Raw genomic sequence first — 24,605 nt, forward strand, 5'->3', positions numbered from 1 at the left:
GTGCGACCGGCGCGCCGCTGAAGGAAGTATACGACCATGCGCGCGCCGCCGCGCTGGCGCTGCTCAATCGGCGCTAGACAAGCGAGCGGTGTTCGCGCCCGCGCCGGCGGCCGCGAACCGCCGCCAGCACCAGGGGTACCACCGTATGAACCTGCTGCTCATCGCCATAGACACGCTGCGCGCCGATCATCTCGGCTGCTACGGTTATCACCGCGAGACGAGCCCCGCGCTGGATGCCTTCGCCTCCCAGGGCGTTCTCTTCGAGAAGCTGTATGCCCCCGCCGTGCCTACTCATCCCTCCTACACCACGACCTACACCGGCCAGCATTCGATCACCCATGGCATCGTCACCCACTGCGGCCGGGCATCGCTGTCCCCGCAGGCGCCATTCCTGCCCGAGCTGCTGCTGCAGGCGGGCTACACGACCTGTGCGGTGGACAATCTGAGCTCGATGAGGCCCTGGTTTGGGCGCGGCTACGAGTTCTACATTGACCCCAGCGGCCGTCACCCGCACCGCCACGCCGTGACTTGCGAGGAGATCAACGCCCGCGCCCTCCCCTGGCTGCGCGCCCACGCCCGGGAGCAGTTCTTCCTCTTCGTGCACTACTGGGATCCGCACACGCCCTACCTGCCGCCGGGGCGCTACCGCGACCTGTTCTATGACGGCGACCCCACCGACCCCGCGCGCGACTCCCTGGCGTCGATGCGCAAGCAGCTCTTCTGGGAGTGGTGGAGCGGCGACTGCTGGTTCGGCCAACTGCCGCAGCCGCTGCGCGACGCCGAGTACGTCGTCGCCCTCTACGACGGCGAGATCCGCTACGCCGACGACGGGGTGGGAGAGTTGCTCGACGCGCTGGCGGACACGGGCGTCGCCGACGACACCCTGGTCATCGTTTTCTCCGACCACGGCGAGAACATGTACCACCACGGGGTGTTCTTCGATCATCACGGGCTGTACGAGGGCAACGTTCACGTACCGCTGGCCGCGCGCTGGCCGGCGCGCCTGGCGGGCGGCCGGCGGGTGCCGCACCTGGTGCAGCATGTGGACCTCGCCCCCACCCTGCTCGATGCCTGCGGGGTCGAGATCCCGGCGACGATGGAGGGCCGGAGCCTGCTCCCGCTGATGACCGGTGATGCCGACGCGCCCCTCTACGACCGACTGGTGACCCAGGAATGCACGTGGCAGGCCAAGTGGGCGCTGCGCACGGACGAATACAAGCTCATCCTGTCGCGCGAGCGGGGACGCGATCTCCACGATATGCCGCCGCGCGAGCTGTACCACTTGCCCACCGACCCGTGCGAGCTGCATAACCTGGCCGACGAACGCCCCGGCGTCACGGCGCAAATGGAGGGCGAACTGGAAGCGTGGATCGCGCGCATGATGGAGAAGAACGGCCTCGACCGGGATCCGCTCGTCGCGCAGGGGACGACGCTGGGCCGAGACTGGCGCGAATGGATCGAGCGCAAGGGCTACTGGTGAGGGCGGGCGACGCGGGCCTTGGGGCCCTGGGGTCGGCGAGATGCCGGGCGAGGAGGAGGGCGATGGCGATGGTGACGGTCAACTGCGGCAACTGCAACTTCACGGCGCGCGTCGAGGCGGTGCCGGACGCCGAAGGCAAGGTCCGGGTGCGCGTGGATTCGAGGTGCCCGCACGTGCAGGAGTACGCGCAGGAGGTGCAAACCCTGAGCGCCACCTGCGGCGCGGGATGGAGGTGCGCCGAGTTCTTCGTTCACGAGCCGGCGGCGAAGGTCAACCTGCACCCGGCGTGTCCGGTGCCGGTGGCGGTGCTCAAGGCGGTCGAGGTCGCCGCCGGACTGGCAATGCCGCAGGATGTTGTGATCCACTTCGAGGACTAGGCGGTTGCGCGGCCCCGCCCACGGCAACCCGTGACCGGCAAAAGTCCCATCCCTGCTCCCACCCTCGAATCGGGTGTGACCGTTTCTCGTTGGGATGGCTAGGCGCACACCCGGGGGAGCGACCTCGTAGGGGCAAGGCATGCCTTGCCCCTACATCTGCGCCGCGACGAGTCGGGGCGCGCCCAGGGTAATCCCAACTTTTCGCGGTCGCACCCCTCGGCATGGGTGTGACCGGCTTTGGTGGGGATGGCTGGGCGATGCACCGGGCGCGACTTCCTATAGAAGTCGCGCGACTTGTGGCACAGAGCCTGCCCTACTGTCGAAGGGCACCCTCGGCTGTCCCACACTGCGGGGCCGCGCGTCCAAGGGCGATCACTGTCCGCGAACCCACCCCGGCGTCACGCTTGACGCGTGTTCCGCGGGGATGGTATAACCTCTCCAGCGGTTCTGCAATTTTCTCACGAGCCGGCGTAGCTCAATGGTAGAGCAGCTGAATCGTAATCAGCATGTTGGGGGTTCGACTCCTCTCGCCGGCTCCAGTCTGTCGCCTGGCCGCCCTCGCCAAGCGCCGGCGCTGGACACGCCTCGGTGTCATCCTGGGCCGAGCTTCACCGTCGTCGCCGGGACGATCGCGAACCCCTACTGCTCCTCGTGGGCCATCTCGCCTACGCGCAGCTCGATGTCAGCGCGGTTCTCGATGCGTTCGATCTTGCCGTCGCGGATCCACACCACGCGGTCGGAGACGTCAATCATCTTGAGGTCGTGGGTGGCGGAGATGACGGTGACGGCCTGCTCCTTGTTCATCTGCTTGAGCAGGACGATGATCTCCTTGCCGGTCTTGAGGTCGAGGTTGCCGGTGGGCTCGTCGGCGAGGATGATGCCGGGGTCGTTGGCCAGCGCCCGCGCGATGGCGACGCGCTGCTGCTGCCCGCCGGACAACTCGGACGGCTTGTGGTGGAGGCGGTCGCCGAGACCGACCTTCTCCAACAACTTGGCGCCCTTGGTCTGCGCATCGTCGGTGGACACGCCGGCGAAGATCATGGGCAGGGTCACGTTCTCCAGCGCGGTCATGACGGGGATGAGGTTGAAGCTCTGGAAGATATAGCCGATACGGCGGCAGCGCAGGAACGCCAACTCCCCGGCGCCGAGCTGGGCCATATCCACCTCGTCAATGAACACCGTGCCCTGGGTCGGCCGGTCGAGGCCCCCGATCATGTTGAACAGGGTGGACTTGCCCGAGCCCGAGGGGCCCATGATGGAGACGTACTCCCCGCGCCTGATGTCGAGGACCACCCCGTCCAGGGCGCGCAGCACCGTGCCACCCATGGCGTATTCACGTGCCAGGTCCTTGGTGCGGACGATATACTCGCTCGCACCGCGTGAGACTGTAGTCATGTTCTCCTCCGTCCCATTTCCGCGCTTCTATATTTCCACGCGCAGGGCGGCCGCCGGAGGCATCTTCGCCGCCCGCCACGCGGGATACATCGCCGCCAGCACCGACAACACCCCACCCACAGCCACGGCGCCCACGACTCCCGCCCACAGCGGGACCGGGTGCCCGGACAACACCAGCGCCGGCCCCAGCTTGGAGAATACGCCGGGGCCGAAGCGCAGCCGAGACGAGAGGGCGCTGATGGCGACGCCGGCGACGGCGCCGACGGTAGCCCCCAGCGCGCCCAAGATGCCCGACTCCAGCAGGAACAGGCGCACGACGAAGCTGTCGAGGGCGCCCAAGCACTTCATGGTGCCGATTTCCTTGTAGCGTTCGGTCACCGCCATCAGCATCGAGTTGACGATGCCCACGGTAGCGACCAGCAGCGACATCACCACCAGCCAGATGCTGCGGGTGCCGCTCTCCAGGGCCTCTTCGGGGTGGCCGCCGAGGACCGCGGTCTGGGTCAGCACCGACACCAGAAAGGCGGTGCCCAGGAAGATGCCGGAGGCGGTAATCACCGACCGCCCCAGGCGCACGAAGATGGAATTCAGGCTCATCTGCACTGAGCGGCGCCAGGGCAGTATGACCTGCTTCTCAATGCCCTCAGCTCTAGCTCCCGCTTGCTCCGGCATCGGTCAGCCTTCTCTCTTTGGGCGTGCGGCCCGCGTGCTTGGGCACGGCGATCGCGATCAGCTTGCGCTTGCCCAGCATCCGCAGGAAGCTGGTCAGCGAGACCTCGGCCTCCTTGCGGTTGAGCTTGTACTTGCCCGCCAGCTCCGCGATCAACTCGGCTACCGTGTGGCGGCCATCGCATTGCCGCCACACCAAGGAACCGACGCGGTCAAGCTCGATCTTGCGCTCCTTGGGAACCACGAACAACAGCGACAGCAGGCGGCCCAGACGGTCCTCGCGCCGCCGCAGCACCAGCACCGTGCGCTCGCCTTCGGCGCGCCACTCCACCGCCTGGTTGCGCACCGGGCGCGCGGCCAGCGCTTCGTGCTTGCTCAACCTCGGTTGTCGCCTGAGTACCATCGCTAACCACCGATAAACACAGATGAACGCGGATCAGACATCTCTGACAACGCGTCTTATTTCCAGTTTGGGGCCGCCGACGTTCAGGGGTAAACAAGAGGCAAGCCCGGCGGCCTTCAGGAACCCGCACCCCAGCGTATTGCTGACTTGGAACGCGCAACCGATGATGCGCTCGGTCAAGCCGTTCCCGTTATCCGATCTGTGTGCATCCGTGTTCATCTGTGGTTTCACTGCCCGTGGCAGGGCAGGGAGCCGACTACGTCCAGCAGCGTCTGCGGGTCGTCGTGATGCACCGCCTCCACGCTGTAGATGCGGTTAGACTGCGGGCAATGCCACACTCGCCCGTCGAAATCGCAGGCGATGCGCAGCCGCGCCAACCGCTCCACCGCTCGCCGCGGCCGGTGCAGCAAGCGATGCCGATGCCCGCTGACCGCGAGACCGTCATGATCCTCGTGCCGCTCCACCGTCGCCGGCTGGCATTCCCATACGACGTCGCGGCGGCGCACCTGCTCGACCTCGTACCAGTGCTGCAAGTCGCGCTCGGCGAGCGCCACCTCCGCCATCCCCCAGCGTAACACCCGCAGCCGGCAGCGGCCGGATGCAAACGCCAGCTCCAGGTAGCCCGCCATCAGCTTCTGGCGCTCCAGCCGGAATCGCTCCGGCACCTCGAACCGCAGGCCGTACAGCGCCCACGCATGGCGGCCGTCGCGCGCGTGGTCCTCCAGCGACGCCAGCACGTCGTGCGCGAGCGCCCGGCCGCGGTCCCCGACGGCGGACATCACCTGCGCCACCACCGTGCGCCCGCACTTGCTGCAACGCCAGATGACGCCGGTGGCCTGCCGGTCGCCGGCGCCCCACGCGAACCCGCGCAGGCGTTTGTCGGGCTTGCTGCGGCGGCTGAGGACCCGCGCGTGGTCATCCGCCCGCAAGTCCAACTGCTGTCGCTTCCCGAGCTTCGCCAGGTAGCGCTCGAGCGCGCGGTCGAGGTCCACCTGCTGCTCGGACCACTTGATCTCGACCCGGCTGGCGTGCGCGTCATCCAGGCGCAGGTAGCCTGCCTTGTAGTCGCCGCCGATCGCGCCCAGCGTCCATTCCGCGGGCACGCGCATGGTCATGCCTTGCCAACCGAAAGTCACCAGGTCGGGCGCGGCCATCTGGGCCTGCCTGTCGGGTATCACGCGCACGGCGCTAGTACGGCAGCGCCCGGATGGACTTGAGGATGATAGCGCAGGCGATGCCCATCATCCCCATCAAGCCCTGCCCGGCTGCGTAGCCCGCCAGCAGCACCGGCGCGTAGAGCCGCCAGTGATGCAGCCCAAAGCGCCGGCGGAAATAGTAGCGGCCCAGCATCGCCCCGATGAAGACGGGGATCACTCCTTGCGTCGGCGTCAGGAACCCGTTGGCCAGCCCGTAGAACCACATGATGGGAGCGCGCGCCAGGGCCAAAACGGCATAGAGGCCGACGCTGCCGCCGAGGCCTATGCCCATCAGATTGGGCTTGAGCGCCTGCAGCAGCCACTGTTCCTCGGTGCCGCCGCGGGTGGCGGTGGCCCACAGCAACTGCATGGTCGAGTGCAGGGGCCAGAAGGTCTGGGCGTAGGGATATGACGACGACGGGATGGGGCCCAGGTTCCAGAAGAAAGACCAGAACAGGAAGCTGCACCCCAGCAGCAGGAAGAAGAGGAAGAGCTCGGCCTTGATGATGCTGGTGAACTTGGTGCCGGTGAGCTCGATCTCGCGGAACTTCTGCGCCGCCCAGCCCATGTCGTAAAGAGGCACGCCGGCGAACCAGACGTCCACCCCCTCGTATTTGCTGAGGATGAAGCTGGCCTGGGCCAGGTAGGGTATCCTCAGCGGCTGGGTGGTGATGCCGATGAGGCGCGCGGAGATGTAGCTGTTGATCGGGCTCCAGATGAGCCCGAAGACGACGAGGATCCACAGCGGGAAGCGCGGCACCAGGAAATGGATGACGGTGATGCTGCCGACCGCTGACACCAGCCAGGCGGTCAGCGCCATCCAGATCGGGAAGTCGCCGCGGCCGGGCGGCGGCGGCACGAACCGCCGCGCCAGGGCGTGCTGCTGGGCCTCGCTGCGCCCGCGCAGGTAACGGCTGAAGATCTGGCCGAAGCCGACAATTGCAAAGCTGACCGCGACGCCGATGCCGACGCTCATCCAGAAATCAATGTTGGTGGCGATCTCGGTCTGGATGAGATTCATGCCCGGGCGCCAGCTCGGGAACAGACCGGGGTGGGTGCGATAGAGGGTGGGGGTCAGGAAGAAGTTCGCGAATATGGAGGTGATGAACTGCCCGGCCGCGATCGGGAAGGGCAGGATGAAACCTACCAGGATGGCCCCGAGATCGGTGCCGAGGGCGATCTTGGCGGCGGGGAAGATGCCCTCGGTGTTGGAGCTGAGGTCAATGAAGGGGATCTTGATGATCTGCACCGGCGACGGAAGCATGGCGCCGGTGACGGTGGGCACGAGCACGTAGATGGTGCCGTAGATGAGGCCGATCACGCTGCCGACGCTGAACACCGGCCAGCGCCACGACTCCTCGTCGCGCGTGACCTCGGCCAGGGCGGTGGCGCCCTGCGCCGCCACCGGGGCCATGGGGAAGGGCAGGCGCTCGACGTCGGAGGTCGAGCGGAACAGGACGTAGCCGAGCCCGATCCACTGCAACCGCCCCAGCACTTGCCCGATCACCAGCAGCAGGATCGGGATCGCCCAGTCGGGATGGAGGAAGGTGCGATTGATGATGGCCGGCGAATCAGGAGGCGGCGCGTACCACCCGGGGATCTCGTTGGCAATGCCGAATCCCACCGCCGCCGGGGAGTTGCGCACGTACTGAGCCCAGATCAGACTCGCGAACGGCCCCCCGCTCAGCGCCAGACCGCCGCCGCCGGCCGCCAGGGCGCCGGCCATGTAGAAGATGAGGTAGAGCTCCTGGCGGCGCATGGGGGTGAAAGAGCGCCGCGCGACCTCGGTGAAGAGGATGATGGTCGTCCACTCCGCCGCCGGCCCCAGCTCCTGGCCTACGAGCAGGCCCAGGTAGAGCGCGCCGGGCATCATGATGAAGCCCACGAACAGCGCCCCCAGTGCGGTGCGCACGGTGAAGCCTTCCTGGAACTCGGTCGGTTCCAGCTCCGGGAGGCGCTCGGAATAGAGCCCGAACGCGCCCTCTTTCTCTCCTTCCTTCGGCTCCTCTATCTGGTCATCGCGCTCGCTCAATCACTTACCTCCGCCGCTCCCGGTAAGCGGCTGTCGCACGCCGGCGCTGTCGCACGCCGGCGCTGTCACCCGCGGCTTCCTTCCACACCTGCCGCGCCGACTCCTTGGCCCTCCCCGGCGGCCCGCACGAACCTGGCGCTGGCGCCGCGAGGGCGCATCGCGCCTCGAGCACCGTTCGCCCCCTAGGTCGTGGGCGATCCGTCGCTCATGCTCAGGTAGCGCTCGCGGTCCTCGGCGCGCAGGGTGCGCCAGATCAGGAACTGCTTGCGCAGGGTATTGAGGAAGCGCCGGTTCACGCGCCTCCACGAGCTGACATCTCCGCTCTCGCGGTGCAGGCGCAGCCGGATCTCGAACACATCCTGCATGTTCGTCGGCACGGTGTGGAGGGCGGCGCGTTGGCTGACGCCGAGATCGAAGGGCGCCAGCCACGTCATGAGCCGGATGACATACTCCGTGCCGTACTCGGACGGGTGCTCCTCGGTGACCACGTCCTGGGTCACGAAATCGCCGACGCTGTACTCTTCGTAGGCCCCGAACCACTCGGACATGAAGGCGTTGAGCGCGGTCGCCTGCGCCCCGGTGACGGCGAAGGGCATGGGGATCTCCCAGTCGTCGCCCTCCGGCTCGGGCACGTGCCAGCGCCGGTCCACCGCCGGGGTCGCGACCTCCGACGCCTTGCGCGCGGGGTAGACGGTGGACAGCAGCACCACGCCGATGACGATGGCGGTGGACACCACCGCCGACAGCGATGAGTAGTTGAGTTGGAGATCGCCCAGCCAGCCGCCGGCGGTCATGACCTTCACCGCCCCTTGCCCCAGCACGTAGCCGACGATGGCGCCGATGATGGCGTAGACGAAGGCCTCGGCCAGGAACAGGGTGGCGATGTGACCGGGGGCGAGGCCGACGGCGCTGAAGATGCCGATCTCGCGCACGCGCTCGTAGACCGATCCGAGCATGGTGTTGAGCACGATCAGGGCGGCGATCAGGATGGGAATGAAGACGTCAGCCAGCCCGGTGACGGCGCTGGAGCCCATCGCGCTCCAGCGCCGCGTCTCATCGCCGATCCCCGCGTAGATGTTGAACCCCAGGCGCGGCATGAGGTCCTTCAGCGCCGGGCGCACGTCAGCGGCGGCGGCGAAACCGACCGCCACCGACTGCACCTGGGCGCCGAGGTTGACGGCGAGCGCGTAGGGGATCATGATGCAGTCGTCCGGCGACAGGTGCAGGTACTCCTGGAAGCCGGCCTGGGACTGCTGAGTCGAGCGCTGTTGCTTCATCATCGAGATGAAGTCCGCCGGGCTCAGCGGCTCGTTGTCGAGGTCCTTGATGCGGCGCAGCTTGGAGGCGTCCGCGAGGCCGATGAGGTCGAGGGCGAGACCGGAGAAGCTGACTCTGGCCTTGCCGACGTCGGCGGGGGTGAGGTTGAGCGTGCGCGCGATGGCGGTGGGCACGATGACGGCGAGGCGCTCACCGGGGCGGAACCAACGCCCGGCGATGAGCGCGTCCTGGGGGTGGGTGACCCGCGTCTCCTGCGGCATCAGGCCGATCGCGGCGCGGGCGTTGTACCCTTGATTGCTGGTGGTGGCGGTGATGCGCATGAACGACTGCTCTTCGCGCAGGGAGGTCGCGTACCACGCGCGCGCGACCACGGTGTGGGTTTCCCCGAACTCGTCCTGCATCACCCGGTAGGCGGACTCCTGCAGCGGCGACCAGTCGGCGGTGCGCACCATGATCCCGTTGTAGCGCGGGATGCCCGGGGAGCGGCGGTCGTTGAAGCGCACCCCCGTTACCACCGAGGTGAAACTGAGCACGGTGAAGGTGAGCAAGACCAGGGTGATACAGGTCAGCACGGTGCGGGCGCGGCGCCGGCGCATGTTGCTGATGCCCAGGGTGAAGGCGGCCATGGCCACGCTCATGCGCCCGATGTCGGCGCGATGGATGCCTCCCATCTTGGTCTGCAGCGCCTTGAGCTGCGCCTCGAACTTGCCGTAAACGAGGACGATCACCAGCGCCGCCAGCGTCGCCATGATGAACGCCAGCAGCATCACCACCGGCGTGACCTCGAGGATGTCGAAGGCCGGATGGATCCGGCGGAAGATCTCGAAGGTAAGCGCGAAGATCCCCACCGTGCCCAAGATCTGTAACCGCAGATCGGGAAACGCGAACACCAGCCGCTCCAGGAAGAACGCAAACGGCAGCATGAGCACCAGGTAGAACAGCACCCCGCGCACGACGTCGCGCTGGGTCGCCTCCACCCGCGGATAGGCGGCCGCCTCGTAGCCCCAGGCGGCGCGCGCGTGGCCGTCGAAGCTGGCGTAGTCGCGCGCCTGCCACGCCTCCTCCGCCAGCGCCAGGTACTCCTGGGTGCGCTGGTGCATTTTCTCCAGCGCCTGGTCGACGATGTGGAAGCGCCGCAGCACCTTGATACGCGAGTCATCCAGGTACCACATGTCGCGCGCCACTTGCAGCGGCGTGCGCGACAGCAGCACGGTGCGCTGGGCCAGCAGCCCCCGCCCCTTGGGATAGGCGGCGCTGGCGTTCAGCAGCACCAGTCGCTTCGACACCCCCGCCAGCATCACCACCTTGATGCGGGTGGCCGCCGCCTCCTTGTCTTTTCCGATGTGCTCCCACTCCGCCGGCCGCGGCGCGAACACCAGCGCCACGTCCTCGACGTGCGACACCCAGGTCTCCGGCCGCGAGATGGCGTAGCCGAAGGAGCGCGGCTCCGCATCGGTGCGCGCGTCAAAGACTTGCATGTCGGGCAAGGTCATCAGGCTGCTCGGATCCACGATGTCCAGCAGCCCGATGGAGACACAGGGGAACGCCACCACCGTCGCCTCGCGCTCGCCCATGGTCATGGCCAGCTCGATGGAGAAAGCCTTGTGCCCCTGCACCCCGAGGTCCGGCGCGTAGTCAACGTCACCGGTGCGAGGATCGGTATGGTAGGCGTCCACGAACACCTTGTGCGCCGTGAGATAGGCGTTGGCCGAAGGCACCCCGTAGAAGGTGAACCGCCCGTCGTCGTCCACCAGCTGCGCCATGTCGCCGCGCACGCCCATGAAGGTCTGCTTCATGATGTGCCCGACGCCCGCCCCGAGCCATTCGCCCGGGCGCACGGTCACCAGCGAGCCGCGCAGGGGATCCTTGGGGATGAGGCCCCTCCTGGGGTTGAAGGTGACCACGCGGCCGCGCAGCACCGCGAAGCCGCCGGTGAGGGTCATCTTGGAGAACGTCGGCTTCTCGTTCACCGGCGCCTCCGGATCGTTGAGGAAGTTCCACAGCGAGCACGCCAGGAAAGTCGCCTGATGGCGCAGGTTGCGGAAGTCAACGTAGTCCGGCAGGTCCCAGGGCGTGTCCACCAGGGCGCGACTGTCGTCGGTCGTGACCAGCCCCATCCCGGCGCCGCCGCCGAGGGTGAAGGCCTCGCTCTCGAGGGCGATCTTGCCGGGGATGAAGGTGCGCCAGGGCTTGCCCGCGATGGGGTTGATGCCGTCAGCGAAGGTCTCGTCGGCCACGTAGCCGAGCGCGGTGGCGATGACCTCACCGCTGTCGCGGAAGGCGCGCCCGAGGTCGGCGAAATCGCGCTGGCGGTCCTCGCGGTAGTTGTAGTAGTAGCCGGAGTAGAAGATGCCGACGCGCGAGCTCTGGCTGGAGAGGTCGAGGGCGAAGAAGAGGTTGATCTTGTCGAGCGCCTCGCCGTAGCGGGTGTAGGGGATGAACCCCAGGAATCGGGCCGGCTCGGGGGGCCCTTTCTCCATGTCGGGCAGGTGGCGCCCGAGGTACTCGCGGATGCCGGTCATGGCCTCGAAATGGCCGGCGGTGGCAAGCAGCCGCACCGTGCGCCGGGGCGGGTGGTCCTTGAAGATGCGCGCCAGCTCCAGCAGGGTGGCGATGCCGCAGGCGCTCTCCGCCCCCGGCGCCATCTCGGGCACGATGCACATCGAGTCATAGTAGGCGCTGAGCATCACCACCTGGTGCTTGAGCTTGGGGTCGGTGCCGGGGATGGTGGCGATGATGTTGTGGGGGTGATAGAGGGTCCCCGCGCGCTCGGTCTCGGCGCTGGGCTGCACCCAACCCATGTCGCAGCGCACCCGACCCTGGACCTTGGGCGTGGACTGCAGGCGCGCCAGCACCCGCAGCGCGTCCCCGCGCCGCAGCCAGAAGCGCGGGATGTCGATCGGCACCGACAGGAACTTCGCCTCCGACTCCCCCCGCACCGCCGGCTCGTCCGGCTCGACGAAGATCACGACCTTCGCCCCCAGGCGCACGCCGTTGAGCCACCGGCTGCCGCAGCGAAAATCAAAAAGGACGATGCTGCCGGCGATCTGCTTGCCGTTGAGCTCGGCCAACTCCGCCTGCCCGCCCCACACCACGCGGCCGCTCACCCCTGCTGGCGGCAGCTGCGACGTGCGGACGTTGTTCGGCCACAGCGGGTAGAGCGGTATACTGTCGGTGGCTAGGCCCGACTCGTCGGGCCGCCACGGCGGCCCATCGGGCTTAGCCATCGCCAGCTCCAGGCTCGATCCGCGGTTGACGGGCGCGCTGGCGGCGAACTCTTCTTTGTGCAAGTCCTGCAGGCCCAGGCTGCGCAGGTAATTGTAGACGTAGTCCTCCGCCCGCTTGGCGCCGGGGTAGCAGGTGACCCGGCTGCCGTAGCTGGCCAGGTTCTCGACGTGCCGGCGCAGGTTGTCAACCTCCACTTCTGCCGCGATCCGCGGAAAAGCGCGCTGCTGCTCGGCCGCGAAGTCCGCAGCGGCACCCGCCGGGCGCGCATGGAGCATGGCCGCCCCGGCCGTGATGACACAGGCGAGGGCGCCTATGCTCCACGCGGGCCGGATGACCAGCCAGGCCGCTTTTCGCCACGCGGGCATGTCACACATTGGCTGACGCTCCTTGTATGGTGCGGACGCGACCACCCCGGGTGACGGGTCACGGACGCTGCGGCGCACGCGCCGCACATGTCGCCCGGAGTCTCGGGCCGGCCTCTTCCTTTCGACGCCGGGCGTGAATCGCCTTCCGCGGCGTCGCACTCCATTCATTCCGCCGCCGCGCAGGCCGGCGGCGGGTCATCGCTCCAGCTCCCGGCGCAGGCGGGCGCTCTGGCGCCGCGCAAACGCGGCCCACGGCCCCTGTGGGTAGTCGGCCGCGAGCCGTTCCAGGTAGTCCAGCGCCCCGGGCGGGTCCGCCAGCCGTTCGGCGCACAACGCAGCCGCCCGCATCAGCGACACCTGCGCCTCCTCGCTGTCCGCATAGGCGTCGGCCACCCGCTCGAAAGCATGCACCGCCAGTGCGTAGCGACCTTGCTGCTCCAGCGCCGTCGCCATCCGGAACTGCAAGCGCAAGTTCAACCGGCACTCGGGGAAAAGCGCCGTCAGCTCCTCGTAGCTTTCGGTCGCCCCTCGACCACGCTCGGGACCACCCTGAGCATGTCGAAGGGTCGCCGCCGCGTGGCCGCCCCTCGACTCCGCTCGGGACGGCCCTGCCGGCGTTGGCAGGGGCGGTCCTGAGCCTGTCGCCCCTCGACCACGCTCGGGACCACCCTGAGCATGTCGAAGGGTCGAAGGGCCGCCCTGTCTCAGATAGCAGTCAATCGCGCGCAGGTAGGAGCGCCCCGCCTGCTCGTACTGGCGATCCAGCACGTACTGCTTGGCCAGGGCGTGATGTGCCTCGCCGCAGTCCGCGTCCTCCCGCACCAGCGACTGCAGGTCGCGCATGACGTTGTAACCCGAGACCGACAGCGGGTCGCGGCGCAACGCCGCCAGCAGGTACTCGCGCTGTCCCTCGGTGCGCAGCCGCAGCACTGCCGCACCCACGATGCCGAAGGCGAATCCACCCAGATGCGCCCAGTGCGCCACGGGGTCGGCACCCCCCAGGCCGCTGCGCTCCGCCGCCAGCGATACCACCGCCTGCGCCACCTCCAGCCCCGCCCACAGCGCGATGAAGATCCACGCCGCGATCTCCACCACCCCCGCCTTGACCACCGCCCAATAGGCGATGCGCACTCGCGTGCGATAGAATCGCATCGCCGCCAGCCCCAGCAGCCCCGCCACCGCCCCCGACGCCCCGATCACCGGCTTGCTCATGGCGGCGCTGCCGAAGGCCGCGCCCACCGACGCGTGCACCAGGTTGGCCGCCACTTGGCTGCCGACGTACAGCGTCAGGAATACCGCTACCCCCAGCCCCTCCTCCACCAGCGCCCCGAACACCCACAGAAACAGCATGTTGGTGAACAGGTGCTGGACGTCGCCGTGAACGAACATCGAGGTCATGACCGAGTACCACGACCCCTGCGCGGGCACGAAGCCGAACTGCATCTGCGCCGCGTAGAAGCTCTCCGGGGTGGCGAAGGCGTTGAGGCCGAGGTAGGTCAGGAGGTTGAGGCCGATCAGGCTGTAGGTGACGTAGGGGACGCGCTTGCGCTCGCGGTCGGTCGCATATATCAGGAAGGGGATCATCGTCCCTCACCCACCTGCGCCCGGCTCCTGCTGCGCCCCCAGCTCGCGCGACACGTCCGCCGCTGCCCGCCGCATGCCCGGCCTCACCCCCAGCTCCCCGTTCCAGATCTGATCGAGGCGATCCTGGATCAAATGGGATATGCGGTCCCACTGCGGCACGTTGGGGGCGAGCTTACCGTAGTCCAGCGCCTCCACCAGCACCCGGCGATCATAGCCGACCTTCGCTTTCAGGTACTCGCCCTGCGCCACCGACCGCCGCGAGGGCTGCTTGTCCACCTCCGCCGCCATCCGCCCCTGGCTCGACGGAGACAGCAGAAACCGGAACAGCTCCCACGCCTGCTGCGGGTGCTTGGTGGTCGCGGCGATGGCGTAATTCTCGGTGCCGGCGAGGGTGGCGCGCTGCTTGCGGCGCGGCAGGGGCGCGACATTCCAGCGCAGGTCGGGCGACCGCCGCAGCACTTGCACGTCCCACGCCCCCGACATGAGCATCGCCACCCGCCCGGCCTTGAACCACTCGCGCGTCTCGCGCGAATCCTGCTGGCTGATGCGCGGCGCCACCTTGTACTTGCTCGCCAGGTCCACCAGGAATTGCAGCGCCTCCACTGCGGGCGGCTGGTCGAGCAGGCACTTCGCCCGCGACTGGTCCAGGATCTGCCCGCCGTTCTGCCAGATCCACGGGTAGATGCGCGCGCCCCAGAAGTCTATGACACACCCGTAGCGCTGCTGCGCCGGATCGGGGCTATGGCGTGTCAGCTTGCGCGCCGCCGCCAGGTAGTCGTCCCAGTCCCACGACCCGTCGGGGTAAGCCACCCCGGCGTCGTCGAACAGGTCTTGGTTGTAGAACAGCACGTAAACCGAGGAGTAGCGCGGCAGCGAGTAGAGGTGATTCTGGTAGCGGCACAGCGGCAGCAGTTGGGGATAGAAGTCGCCGAGGTCGAACTGCGGGTCATCCTTGACCAATGGCTCCAGGTCGAGCAGCGCGCCCTTGGCGGCGAGGGGCAGGAAGTAGGCGCCGTGGATGGACATGACATCAGGTGCCTTGCCGGCGGCGATGCTGGTCTGGAGCTTGTCCATGGCGCGCTGGCCGGGCTCGTTGATGATGGTGACGTCGAGGTCGGGGTGCTGCTGCTCGAATTCGGCGATGAGGCGCTGGTTGACTGCCAGCTCCTCCGGCTGCACCCAGGTGAAGAGGGTGAGCTGAATGCGATCGGGGGCGCGCTTACCCGCGCACCCCGCGAGCAGGGTGATCGCGACCGCCCATAAGAGCGCGATCGCCACTCGCATCCGGGTTCGCCGCCCGCTCACCGTCATGCCTCCGTATCCCTAGGTCAGAGACCGGCGGCTAGGTCGCATTGCGACCGCCGTGGCGGTCCCCGCGTAGCGGGGACCTAGCCAAAAGTATAGCACAACGGCGTGCCTCCCACAATCGCGGCGGGCATTGCGCCGGGAGCTCCGTCTTGACAGGCTCAGCCCTCGTCCGCGGTGAAGTCCGGCGTCGCCCGGCGGTGCCGGCGGAAGCGCGCGGGCAGCTCGTCGAGGATGCCATACACCACCGGCACCATGAGCAGGGTCAGAAACATCGAGCTTAGCAGCCCGCCGATAACCGCGATCGCCATCGGCGCCCGCATCTCCGCGCCCTGCCCCAGCCCCAAAGCGACGGGCGCCATGCCGAAGACCATCGCCGCCGTCGTCATCAGGATCGGCCGCAGTCGCGTCGGCCCCGCCTGCAGCAGTGCCGCGTCACGTTCGAGTCCGCGCCGGCGCAGGGTATTGGTGTAGTCCACCAGCAGGATGGCATTCTTGGTGACCAGCCCCATCAGCATGACGATGCCGATGAGCGACATGATGTTGACGGTGCCGCCGGTGAGCCACAGCAGCACCGCCGCGCCGACGATGGACAGCGGCAGCGACAGGCCGATGGTGAAGGGGTGGACGAAGGACTCGAACTGCGCCGCCAGCACCATGTACACGAACAGCACCGACAACCCCAGCGCGAAGTAGATGGGCCCGAAGATCTCGCGCCGGGACTCGACGTCGCCGCGATAGGTCACCTTGTAGCCGCGGGGAAGCTGCTTCGCGTAGGGCGCGAGTCGCTGCGTGATCTGATCCGACACCGGTCCCGAGACATACCCGCCGAGCAGATTGGCACGCAGGCTGACGGTGCGCTCCTTGTCGGTGCGAGTGATGACGGTGGGGCCGGTCGCGGGTCCCAGGTGCGCCACGTCGCGCAGGGGCACGAGCTGACCGCTGACGCCGACGAGGGCGAGATCCTCGAGCTGGCCGACGCGCTGTCGGTCGCGGTCGCGCAACTGCACGCGCACATCGTACTCATCGCCGCCCTCGCGATAGCGGGTCGCCACCACCCCGTCCACGGCGGCGCGCAGCGCCAGGGCGATCTGAGCGGGGGTCAGCCCCCGATTCGCCGCCTTGACCCGGTCCACGCGCACGATGGACTCGGGGCTGCCGGGCTGCACCGACAGATCGAGATCGGTGACGCCGGGGATATCGCGAATGCGATCCCTCCAGCGCCCGGCGATGCGCAGCAGTTCTTCCACCTCGGCGCCCGTCAGGTCAATCTGAATGGGCGCCGCCGACGGGCCGAACGTCTCGGCGGGGTTGACGCTGGCGATGAGGTCGGGCCAGGAGCGCAGCTCCCGGCGCACTTCGTCCATAATCGCCCACGAGGTGCGCGCGCGCTTGGATTTCAGCTTGACGTCAATCGTCGCTTCATTGGCGCCGCCCCCGCCGCCGAAGATGGAGGCCGCGCCGCCTCCGCCCACGCGCGCCAGCACGCGCTCCACCTCCGGCACCCGCAGCAGCAGGTCCTCGACTCCCCGCGCCACCTGGTCCGTGCTCGCCAGCGACGCGCCGCCGGGGAGCTTGAGCTGCACCTGGAGATCATCGGTATCCAGCCGTGGGAAGGGCTCTTGGGGGACGGCGAAGCGAATCAGCAGCAGGCCGCCGATGAACGACCCTACCCCGATCAGCACCACCAGCCGGCGGTGACGCAGCGACCAGTCGAGGGCGCCGCGGTAGGCGACATCCACCCGGTCGTAGAACGCGCCGATGCGATCGAGCACCCCCCCGCCGCCGGGCCGCTTCGCGCGCGGGCGCACTAGCAGGCGCGAGGCGAGCATCGGCGTCAGCGTCAGCGACACCAGCAGCGACACCAGCACCGCGAACGCCACCGTCAGCCCGAACTCGCGGAAGAACTGGCCGGCGATGCCCCTCATGAAGGCGATGGGGGCGAAGACGACGACGATGGTGAGGGTGATGGCGGTCACCGCCAGGGCGATCTCGCCGGTGCCGTTGATCGCGGCCTCGCGCGGGGATTCCCCCTCCTCGAGGTGGCGGAAGACGTTCTCCACGACGACGATGGCGTCGTCAATCAACATGCCGATCGCCAGCGCCAGCGCGAGCATGGATAGCATGTTGAGGGTGAAGCCGGCGAAATACATCAGGCCGAAGGCGGAGATGACCGAGGTCGGCAGAGCGAAGGAGGCGATGACGGTGCTGCGGAAACTGCGCAGGAACAGAAAGACGACGATCACCGCCAGCAGCCCGCCCAGGATGAGGTTGTTGGTGACGTCGGCCACGCTCTCGCGCGCGAACTCCGAGCGATCGAGCACGACCTCGATCTTGGTGCCCGCGGGCAGTTGCCGGTTCAGCTCGTCCACCGCCTGGCGCACGCCGGCGGCGGTCTGCACGATGTTGGCCTCGGCGACCTTGATCACCGAGATGTTGACCGTGGGCCTGCGGTTGAGGCGGGTGATGGTGTCGGCTTCCTGGTGGGTGTCGCGCACCTCGGCGATGTCGCGCAGGCGCACCGGCCCCTGCGGGGTCATGATGAGGGTGCGGCGAATATCCTCGATGCTGTCGTATGTCGCCGGCACGCGCACCGTGATGCGGCGCCCGATGTCGTTGATGTGGCCGGCCGGGAGGTCGAGGTTGCCGGCGGCCAGCGTCTGCGCCAACTGGTCGAAGGAGAAGCCGTAGGCCTGCAGGCGCCCGCGGTCCACCGCCACTTGGATCTCGCGCTGGAGCCCGCCGTAGACATTGGCCGCCGCCACCCCGTTCACGCGCTCCAGCCTGGGCGCGATGGTGTCCTGCGCCAGGCGCCGCAGCCGCGTCAGCGCCAGGTCGCTCGCCACCGCCAGCTCCAGCACCGACCGCGCCTCCAGATCCACCTTGCTGATCACCGGCCGTTCCGCGTCCGCCGGCAGCTCGGCCTCGATCGGCGCCACCTTGTCGCGGATATCCTGGGCCGCAAGGTCCGCGTCAATCCCGACCTCGAACTCGATCACCACCGCGCTCACGCCCTCGAAGGAGGAGGAGCTAATGTGCTTGACGTTGCGGGTGGTGGCGACCGCGTCCTCGATGCGCTTGGTGACCTCGGTCTCGATCTCGCGCGGGCCCGCGCCGGGATAAACGACGATCACCGTCACGTAGGGGATATTGAGCTGCGGCAGCAGGTCCATCCCCAGCCGCGAATAGCCGATGAAGCCGACCACCACCAGGGCGAGCATGACCATGGCGATGAAGATCGGCCGGCGAACGGCGAGCCCCCAGATGGACATCAGCCGCCTCCCCCGACCTTGACCGCGTCGCCGTCGCGCAGACGATCCTGGCCGCTGATCACCACCTGCGCGCCCGCGCCCAGGCCGCTCGTGACCTGCACCAGGTCTCCGTGCTCGATGCCCAGGTCAAGCGCCGTCACGTGCGCCTTGCCGCCCTCCACCACGAACGCCAGCCGGCGCGCCCCCTCCACGACCACCGCCCGCCGCGGCAGCGCCAACGCGCGCAGGCGCGCGGTGACGACCGCCCCGCGCGCGAACATGCCCGCCTTGAGCCGCCCCTGCGGGTTGGGGACGCCCACGCGCACCTGGAACATGCGCGTCTCCTCCCGCGCCGCCGGCAGCAGGTCGCTCACCACCCCAGCGAAGCTCTCGTCGGGATAGGCATCCACTTGCACCCGCACCGGCTGGCCGCGGCGCACCGCTCGCACCTCGCTCTCACTCACCGTCGCCTTGACGTACACCTGGCGGTTGTCCACCACCTCCAGCAGCTCCATCCCGGGCAGGATGCTTTGCCCCGGGTCCACCATGCGCGCGGAGACGGCGCCGTCGAGCGGGCTGTGCATCACCGCCTTGGCGAGCGTCACTTGCGCCGCCTGCAGCGCCGCCTGCGCTTGCGCCATTCCCGCCTGCGCCTGCGCCACCTGTGCTCGCGCCGCCTCGATGTCCTCCCTGCGCGCGCCCTCACGCACCAGGTCAAGCTGCTCGCGCGCGGTCTGGTACTGGGCTTCGGCGACCTTGCGCTGCGTGCGCGTAAGCTCCAACTGCTGCTCCGATATGGCGCCGCTGTCGAACAAATCCTCCGCCCGGCGCAGCTCCGCGTGCGCGTTGTCCAGCGCCGCCTGCGCCTGGCGCACGACCTGCTCCGCCTGAGCGCGTTCCTGCGGCCGCGCCCCCGCCAGTGCCAGCTCCAGCCGCGTCCGCGCCATCTCGCGCGCGGCCTGCGCCGCCTGCACGGCGGCGCGCGCCTGCGCCGCCTGCGCCCGCACATCGTCATCCTCCAGCCGCACCACTACCTGCCCCGCTCTCACCCGGTCGCCCTCGTCCACCGTCACCGCCGTCACCTTCCCCGGGATCTGGGAGGCGAGCGTCACCTTGCGGTCCGGCTCCACCGTGCCCGTGACATTGACCACGGACTCCAGCTCCGCCTCCGCCACCGTGGCCACGCTGACCGGGATCGCCGTCTGCGCGGGCGCCGGCTTGCGGCCCCGCTTGGCCGCAACCTGTCGCCACCCCGCCCACCCGGCTAGCCCCAGGAGAGCGACGATCACGGCCGTCACTACCAATTTCGTAGTCGTTCTCATCTGCGCCCCTTTGCATCGTGTCCGCTACGGTGGTCCGCCGCAGAGCCCAACAGCGCCCTGTGGCGCAGCAGCGCCATCGTGTGCGCCACCACCACTTCGCTCGGGAAGCGGCGGCCGGTCGCCAGCCGCTGCATGAAGAACACGTGAATCATGCCGAACAGCAGGCAGGCGGTCAGCTCCGGCTCCAGGCCCTGGAACTCCCCCTCGCGCAGCCCATCCTCGATCAACCTGCGCACCCGAGACATGTTCTCACGCAGGCGGCGGAGGCGATCTGGGTAACGGAGGTGGCGGCGTACCCCGCTCCGCAAACAGCCGCTGCGCTGCCTCGGTGATGCGCTGCCGGGCGGCGGTGTTGGCGCGGCCACTCGCACATGTGCGCCTGAGCATGGGGGGTCTCGTGCGCTCCCGGGCTCCGCGCGCCGCGCCATGCACGCTGCAATCTGGCCGGCAGTGCGCGGTGCGGGTTAAACAAGTGGTTAATTGCCTTTCAGTATATCGGCGGCAGAGAACGCCTGTCAAGCGCGGCAAGGGGGGGTGGGCGCACAAGCGGCCGCGGCCGGCGGACGCCCAATGAGCGGCGAGCGCGCCCCCCGACAGGTCGGGGCAACCGGCAGGATTCCTCCCGCGCCGCCCCGAACCGTACGGCCGGTGTCGCAGCGCCGATCATCTCGACATCTACCAGGAGCACCATGGCTATGGGTCACCGCGCCGCCGCTCAACACCAAGGACCGATGGTCTTCTACGTCGCGCCGGAAGGAGACGACCGCTGGTCGGGCACGCTGCCGGCGGTGAATGCGCAACGGAGCGACGGCCCATTTGCGACCGTGCAGCGGGCGCGCGACGCTATTCGCAAACTGAAGCGACGGGCGCGCGGGCTCGCGCACCCGGTCACGGTGCACCTGCGTGAGGGGATCCACTTCCTGGGACAACCGCTGGTGCTGACGGCGCAGGATTCGGGCACCGCCGAGTGCCCCATCACCTACGCCGCCTACCCCGGCGAGCGGCCGGTGCTCAGCGGCGGCCGGCCCATCGCGGGCTGGCGTCGCACCCGGATCAACGGCCGGCCCGCCTGGGCCGCCGATCTGCCCGCGGTCGCCGACGGGGAATGGTATTTCCGGCAGCTCTTCGTCAACGATGACCGCCGCCCGCGGACGCGCTTGCCGCGGGAGGGCTTCTATCGCTTCGCCGGCCTGCCGCGTCCCGCGGAGGAGATGCCCTGGCAGCAGGGGCAGACGCAGGCGCCCTTCGCGCCCGGCGACCTGCGCCGCTGGCGGAACCTGTGCGACGTCGAGATCACCGCGCTCCACCTCTGGGTGGACTCGCATCTGCCGATCGCCCGCGTCAACGAGCAGCGCCGCATCGTCACCTTTGCTCGCCCCAGCATCTTCCGCCTCACCGACAGCGACCAGTCGAGCACGGTGCGCTACTGCGTGGAGAACGTGCGGGAGGCGCTGGACACGCCCGGCCAGTGGTATCTCGACCGCCGGCGCGGCACCCTCTACTACCTGCCGCTGCCGGGCGAAGACCCCCGGCGGGCGTGCGTCGTCGCGCCGCGCCTGGCGCAGGTAGTGCGCTTCGAGGGTGATGCCCGCAGGCGGCGCTGGGTCGAGCATGTCGAGCTGCGGGGGCTGACCTTCTCGCACACGGAGTGGTCGCTGCCACCCGAGAGCGCAGGTTTCAAGCAGGCGGCGTTCGGCGTTCCGGGGGCGGTGGTGATGGAGGGGGCTCGCCGGTGCGCGCTGCGGGAATGCACGGTGGCGCACATCGGCAACTATGCGGTGGAGGTAGGAGCTGGCTGCGAGGGCAACGCGATCGAGCGCTGCGCCATGTTCGATCTGGGCGCGGGCGGAGTCAAGCTGGGACCGGGGAGCGCGCGCACCACCGTCGCCGACTGCGACATCGGCGACGGCGGGCATATCTTTCACGCCGCGATCGGGGTGTGGGTCGGCGACAGCGGGCACAACCGCGTTATCCATAACCACGTTCACGGCCTCGACTACACCGGCATCTCCGTCGGCTGGAGCTGGGGCTACGGCCCCAGTGCGGCGGTCGCCAACCGCATCGAGCACAATCACATTCACGACATCGGCCGCGGCATGCTCAGCGACCTCGGCGGCATCTACATGCTCGGGGTGTCACCGGGCACGGTCGTTCGTCACAACCTCATCCACGACTGCTTCTCCGCGGTGGACGGCGGCTGGGGCATCTACCTCGACGAGGGCAGCTCTCGGATCGTGGTCGAGGGCAACCTCGTCTTCCGCACCAAGAGCGGCGGCTTTCACCAGCACTACGGGCGCGGCAACATCATCCGCAACAACATCTTTGCGCTCGGCAAAGAGATGCAGATCACGCGCTCGCGCGAGGATGAGCACCACTCCTTCACCTTCGAGCGCAACATTGTGTACTGGAACCAGGGAGACCTGCTGGCCAGTTTCTGGAAGAACGGAAACTTCGCCCTCGACTACAACGTCTATCATGATGCCAGCGGGCGGCCTTTCACCTTCGATGGGCTACCGCTGGAACAGTGGCGCGAGCGCGGCTTCGACGCGCACAGCCTGATCGCGGACCCGAAGTTCGCCGATCCGGCGAACGGGGATTTTGCGCTCGCTGACGATTCGCCGGCGTTCGCGTTGGGCTTTCAGCGTATAGACCTGTCAGCGGTCGGCCCGCGAGGCGGCCGCAGGCCATAGTGGCGCAGCCTGCACGCTTCCCCGCCGTGCACGCCGATTGGCCTTCGGTCAACCGGGATTATGTGTAGTGAGCTTCAGGCATTCGCGTCGCGGTGGGCGCGGACTGACAAACCTGGCTTGACTTCGCGGCGGGGAGGGGTATGATCAAGGCAAGGGTTGGCGCATCGCGAGCGCGAACCCTGGCGGGAGGCAAAGCATGACTAGCCGCGCGACGGTGATGGCGTTGCTGTCGGCTGCCGTGGTCGTTCTGGCGGCGACGAGCCAGTGGGTGCAGGGCGCGCAGGACCCGCTCCCGGCGGCGGTTGCAGGCGTTCACGAGCGGGCCGTCAGCCAGCCGGTGACGGTTGCGCCGCCGGCATCCCCCGATAGCGCGCGGCCGGCTTCGATAGCGGGGTTTCCACAGTCGGGGCGCTGGGCGTGGGACCCGGTGACGGGCATCTGGTTCTGGGAGATCATCGTGCCAGCGCCTGTGTACTACCCCTTCTACTACTATCCCTATCCGCCCCTCTACCCCCGGTGGTGGGTCATCCGGGGGCTGCCTCCGGGGAAGTGGACGTACGAGCCCAATCCGGACTACGAGAAGGGGCTGTTCGGGATGTTCGAGCCGCCCAAGCCTCCGAAGATGACATTCCCGCCGGGTGTGGGCCCGTCCTTTCCGTGGGCGCGCAAGCCAAGCTCCGGGGAGCAGGCCCAGGCGCACACACAATCGGTCAAGCCGCGCCCACGGGCGGAGCTCCCGCCGGAGCCCCAGCAGCCCCAACCATCAGCAGACGCCAGCCAATCCTCCCAAGAGTAGGTCGCGGGACGCCGCCGTCGCCTGTGCTGTGGTCCGCGCCCTGTGGGCGCCCCGACCGGTCGAAGGCGGGGCGGGGACTGTCCCTACGTGGACTGTACCCGCCCGGAAGGGGACAGTCCCCGTTCGGGGACAGTCCCGATCGCAGCTCCTCAACACCGCCCCTTGCTGAACCCCTCTCTGCGGCAGGTCCCCGTGCCTGAGGCACCGGGCGTGGCTAAGCCCCGACTCGTCGGGGCCGCCATCTGGCTAGGACCTTCGGCGGGCTTAGGGACTGCGGCCGCGTGGAACTTTCGCGGACGGGCAGAGGTCAAAGAAGATGTAGCAAGACCGAAGACCGGGGCTCGGCTGGGAGCGAAAGGGGCAGGACGATGAAATCGCCGGTTCTGACTTGGCGCGCGACGATGTGGATGGCGGCGCTGGTGGCGGTCGCAGCGGCGGCAGGGGCGCTGGCGCTTGGACTCGGGGTCGCGAGCGGCGAACGGCTGCAGGTGGCGCGCATCGAGCCCACGCCCGTGCCGATGCCGATGGCGCGCATGGCGGCACGGGACCCGCTGACCGACCTGCTGCGTTCGGCGACCGTGCTGGCGCCTCATTCCTATGGCAGCCTCACCGTGTTCCCGGTGACGGTGTCGGCGGTCATGAGCTTCGGGTCGGTGTTGACCATGGACGAGGCGCTGGCCAAGGGCGTGCTCGACATCGCGGAGGCGGGGTCGGGCGCGGTCAACCAGGTGGTGGCCGTCAACCGCTCCGACCGCTACGTCTTCATGATGGCGAGCGAGATGATCGGCGGGGCCAAGCAGGATCGCACACTGGGGGAGGATGTGCTGCTCGCGCCCCACGCCAAGGCGCGGATCCCGGTGTTCTGCGTCGAGGCCCATCGCTGGACCGCCGCCCCGCCGGCGGCCAAGTTCCGCGCCATGGAGGAAAACGCGACCCTGTCGGTGCGTCGCACCGCGCGCCTGAAGCAGAGCCAGTCTGACGTGTGGGGGCAGGTCTCGCGCGAGCAGGAGCGCCTGGCGGCGCCCAGCGCCACCGGCGCCCTGCGGTCGGTGTTCGAGAGCGCCGAGGTCCAGCGTCGCCTGGAGCCGTATGTATCCCGCCTGGAGAAAGTCTCGGCGGCGGCGCCGAACGTGATCGGGGTGGTGGTGGCGCGCGGAGGCGACATCGTCTGCACCGATCTATTCTATCACCCCGACCTGTTTCGCCGCCTGTGGCCGAAGCTGCTGCGCAGCTA

At 68.6% G+C, this 24,605-nt stretch carries 16 protein-coding genes and 1 tRNA gene; 6 read left to right on the forward strand and 11 right to left on the reverse strand.

Going from position 1 to position 24,605, the window contains the following annotated elements; genetic code table 11:
• The 3 genes from VM221_00130 to VM221_00140 all read left to right on the forward strand — a co-directional run.
• The coding region (locus tag VM221_00130) for a sulfatase (GenBank protein ID HUT73228.1) at nt 1-1,480 on the forward strand (1,480 nt) is incomplete at its 5' end.
• Between the two features lie 62 nt (nt 1,481-1,542).
• Entirely contained in the window at nt 1,543-1,857 is a 315-nt protein-coding gene (locus tag VM221_00135; GenBank protein ID HUT73229.1) for a hypothetical protein, read from the forward strand.
• A 464-nt stretch (nt 1,858-2,321) separates the two neighbouring features.
• Nucleotides 2,322-2,396: transfer RNA gene (locus VM221_00140), tRNA-Thr, on the forward strand.
• 100 nt (nt 2,397-2,496) lie between these two features.
• Here the strand turns inward: VM221_00140 and VM221_00145 are convergent.
• From VM221_00145 to VM221_00195, 11 genes are all read right to left on the reverse strand, one after another.
• A complete protein-coding gene (locus VM221_00145; GenBank protein HUT73230.1) occupies nt 2,497-3,252 on the reverse strand; it encodes an ABC transporter ATP-binding protein in 756 nt (251 codons plus the stop codon).
• 27 nt (nt 3,253-3,279) lie between these two features.
• Nucleotides 3,280-3,924 carry an FtsX-like permease family protein gene (locus VM221_00150; GenBank protein HUT73231.1) on the reverse strand — a complete coding sequence of 215 codons (645 nt, stop codon included), beginning with the start codon at nt 3,922-3,924 and terminating at the stop codon, nt 3,280-3,282.
• Nucleotides 3,902-4,300, reverse strand: a complete 399-nt coding sequence (locus VM221_00155; GenBank protein ID HUT73232.1) for a PqqD family protein — start codon at nt 4,298-4,300, stop codon at nt 3,902-3,904. The genes VM221_00150 and VM221_00155 overlap by 23 nt, the downstream gene beginning before the upstream one ends.
• Before the next feature lie 251 nt (nt 4,301-4,551).
• Nucleotides 4,552-5,478 carry a hypothetical protein gene (locus VM221_00160; GenBank protein HUT73233.1) on the reverse strand — a complete coding sequence of 309 codons (927 nt, stop codon included), beginning with the start codon at nt 5,476-5,478 and terminating at the stop codon, nt 4,552-4,554.
• 34 nt (nt 5,479-5,512) lie between these two features.
• Nucleotides 5,513-7,552, reverse strand: coding sequence for a hypothetical protein (locus VM221_00165; protein ID HUT73234.1), 2,040 nt, complete (start codon nt 7,550-7,552; stop codon nt 5,513-5,515).
• A 182-nt stretch (nt 7,553-7,734) separates the two neighbouring features.
• The gene (locus VM221_00170; protein ID HUT73235.1) at nt 7,735-12,432 is read right to left on the reverse strand and encodes an FtsX-like permease family protein; all 4,698 of its coding nucleotides are present in this window, start codon (nt 12,430-12,432) and stop codon (nt 7,735-7,737) included.
• A 186-nt stretch (nt 12,433-12,618) separates the two neighbouring features.
• Entirely contained in the window at nt 12,619-14,007 is a 1,389-nt protein-coding gene (locus VM221_00175; protein HUT73236.1) for a rhomboid family intramembrane serine protease, read from the reverse strand.
• Nucleotides 14,008-14,013: 6 nt separating this feature from the next.
• Complete coding sequence (locus tag VM221_00180; protein HUT73237.1) at nt 14,014-15,291, reverse strand: sugar ABC transporter substrate-binding protein; 1,278 nt, start codon at nt 15,289-15,291, stop codon at nt 14,014-14,016.
• A 182-nt stretch (nt 15,292-15,473) separates the two neighbouring features.
• On the reverse strand, nt 15,474-18,584 hold the full coding sequence (locus VM221_00185; protein HUT73238.1) for an efflux RND transporter permease subunit: 3,111 nt from the start codon (nt 18,582-18,584) through the stop codon (nt 15,474-15,476).
• The gene (locus VM221_00190; protein ID HUT73239.1) at nt 18,584-19,861 is read right to left on the reverse strand and encodes an efflux RND transporter periplasmic adaptor subunit; all 1,278 of its coding nucleotides are present in this window, start codon (nt 19,859-19,861) and stop codon (nt 18,584-18,586) included. The genes VM221_00185 and VM221_00190 overlap by 1 nt, the downstream gene beginning before the upstream one ends.
• Nucleotides 19,862-19,881: 20 nt before the next feature.
• Nucleotides 19,882-20,121, reverse strand: a complete 240-nt coding sequence (locus VM221_00195) for a hypothetical protein (protein ID HUT73240.1) — start codon at nt 20,119-20,121, stop codon at nt 19,882-19,884.
• A 453-nt stretch (nt 20,122-20,574) separates the two neighbouring features.
• Here VM221_00195 and VM221_00200 point away from each other — a divergent pair, with 453 nt between their 5' ends.
• The 3 genes from VM221_00200 to VM221_00210 form a co-directional block, all read left to right on the forward strand.
• On the forward strand, nt 20,575-22,575 hold the full coding sequence (locus VM221_00200; protein ID HUT73241.1) for a right-handed parallel beta-helix repeat-containing protein: 2,001 nt from the start codon (nt 20,575-20,577) through the stop codon (nt 22,573-22,575).
• Between the two features lie 196 nt (nt 22,576-22,771).
• Nucleotides 22,772-23,371, forward strand: a complete 600-nt coding sequence (locus VM221_00205; protein ID HUT73242.1) for a hypothetical protein — start codon at nt 22,772-22,774, stop codon at nt 23,369-23,371.
• A gap of 368 nt (nt 23,372-23,739) precedes the next feature.
• A partial coding sequence (locus VM221_00210; protein HUT73243.1) for a DUF6569 family protein occupies nt 23,740-24,605 on the forward strand: 866 nt, incomplete at its 3' end.

The organism is Armatimonadota bacterium (assembly GCA_035527535.1).
GTDB lineage: Bacteria > Armatimonadota > Hebobacteria.

Bases quoted from the DNA above. Each gene is read 5' to 3' on its own strand.
- VM221_00135 (HUT73229.1), top strand. From the start codon at position 1,543: ATGGCGATGGTGACGGTCAACTGCGGCAACTGCAACTTCACGGCGCGC.
- VM221_00145 (HUT73230.1), bottom strand. From the start codon at position 3,252: ATGACTACAGTCTCACGCGGTGCGAGCGAGTATATCGTCCGCACCAAG.
- VM221_00150 (HUT73231.1), bottom strand. From the start codon at position 3,924: ATGCCGGAGCAAGCGGGAGCTAGAGCTGAGGGCATTGAGAAGCAGGTC.
- VM221_00160 (HUT73233.1), bottom strand. From the start codon at position 5,478: ATGGCCGCGCCCGACCTGGTGACTTTCGGTTGGCAAGGCATGACCATG.
- VM221_00170 (HUT73235.1), bottom strand. From the start codon at position 12,432: ATGTGTGACATGCCCGCGTGGCGAAAAGCGGCCTGGCTGGTCATCCGG.
- VM221_00175 (HUT73236.1), bottom strand. From the start codon at position 14,007: ATGATCCCCTTCCTGATATATGCGACCGACCGCGAGCGCAAGCGCGTC.
- VM221_00180 (HUT73237.1), bottom strand. From the start codon at position 15,291: ATGCGAGTGGCGATCGCGCTCTTATGGGCGGTCGCGATCACCCTGCTC.
- VM221_00185 (HUT73238.1), bottom strand. From the start codon at position 18,584: ATGTCCATCTGGGGGCTCGCCGTTCGCCGGCCGATCTTCATCGCCATG.
- VM221_00200 (HUT73241.1), top strand. From the start codon at position 20,575: ATGGCTATGGGTCACCGCGCCGCCGCTCAACACCAAGGACCGATGGTC.
- VM221_00205 (HUT73242.1), top strand. From the start codon at position 22,772: ATGACTAGCCGCGCGACGGTGATGGCGTTGCTGTCGGCTGCCGTGGTC.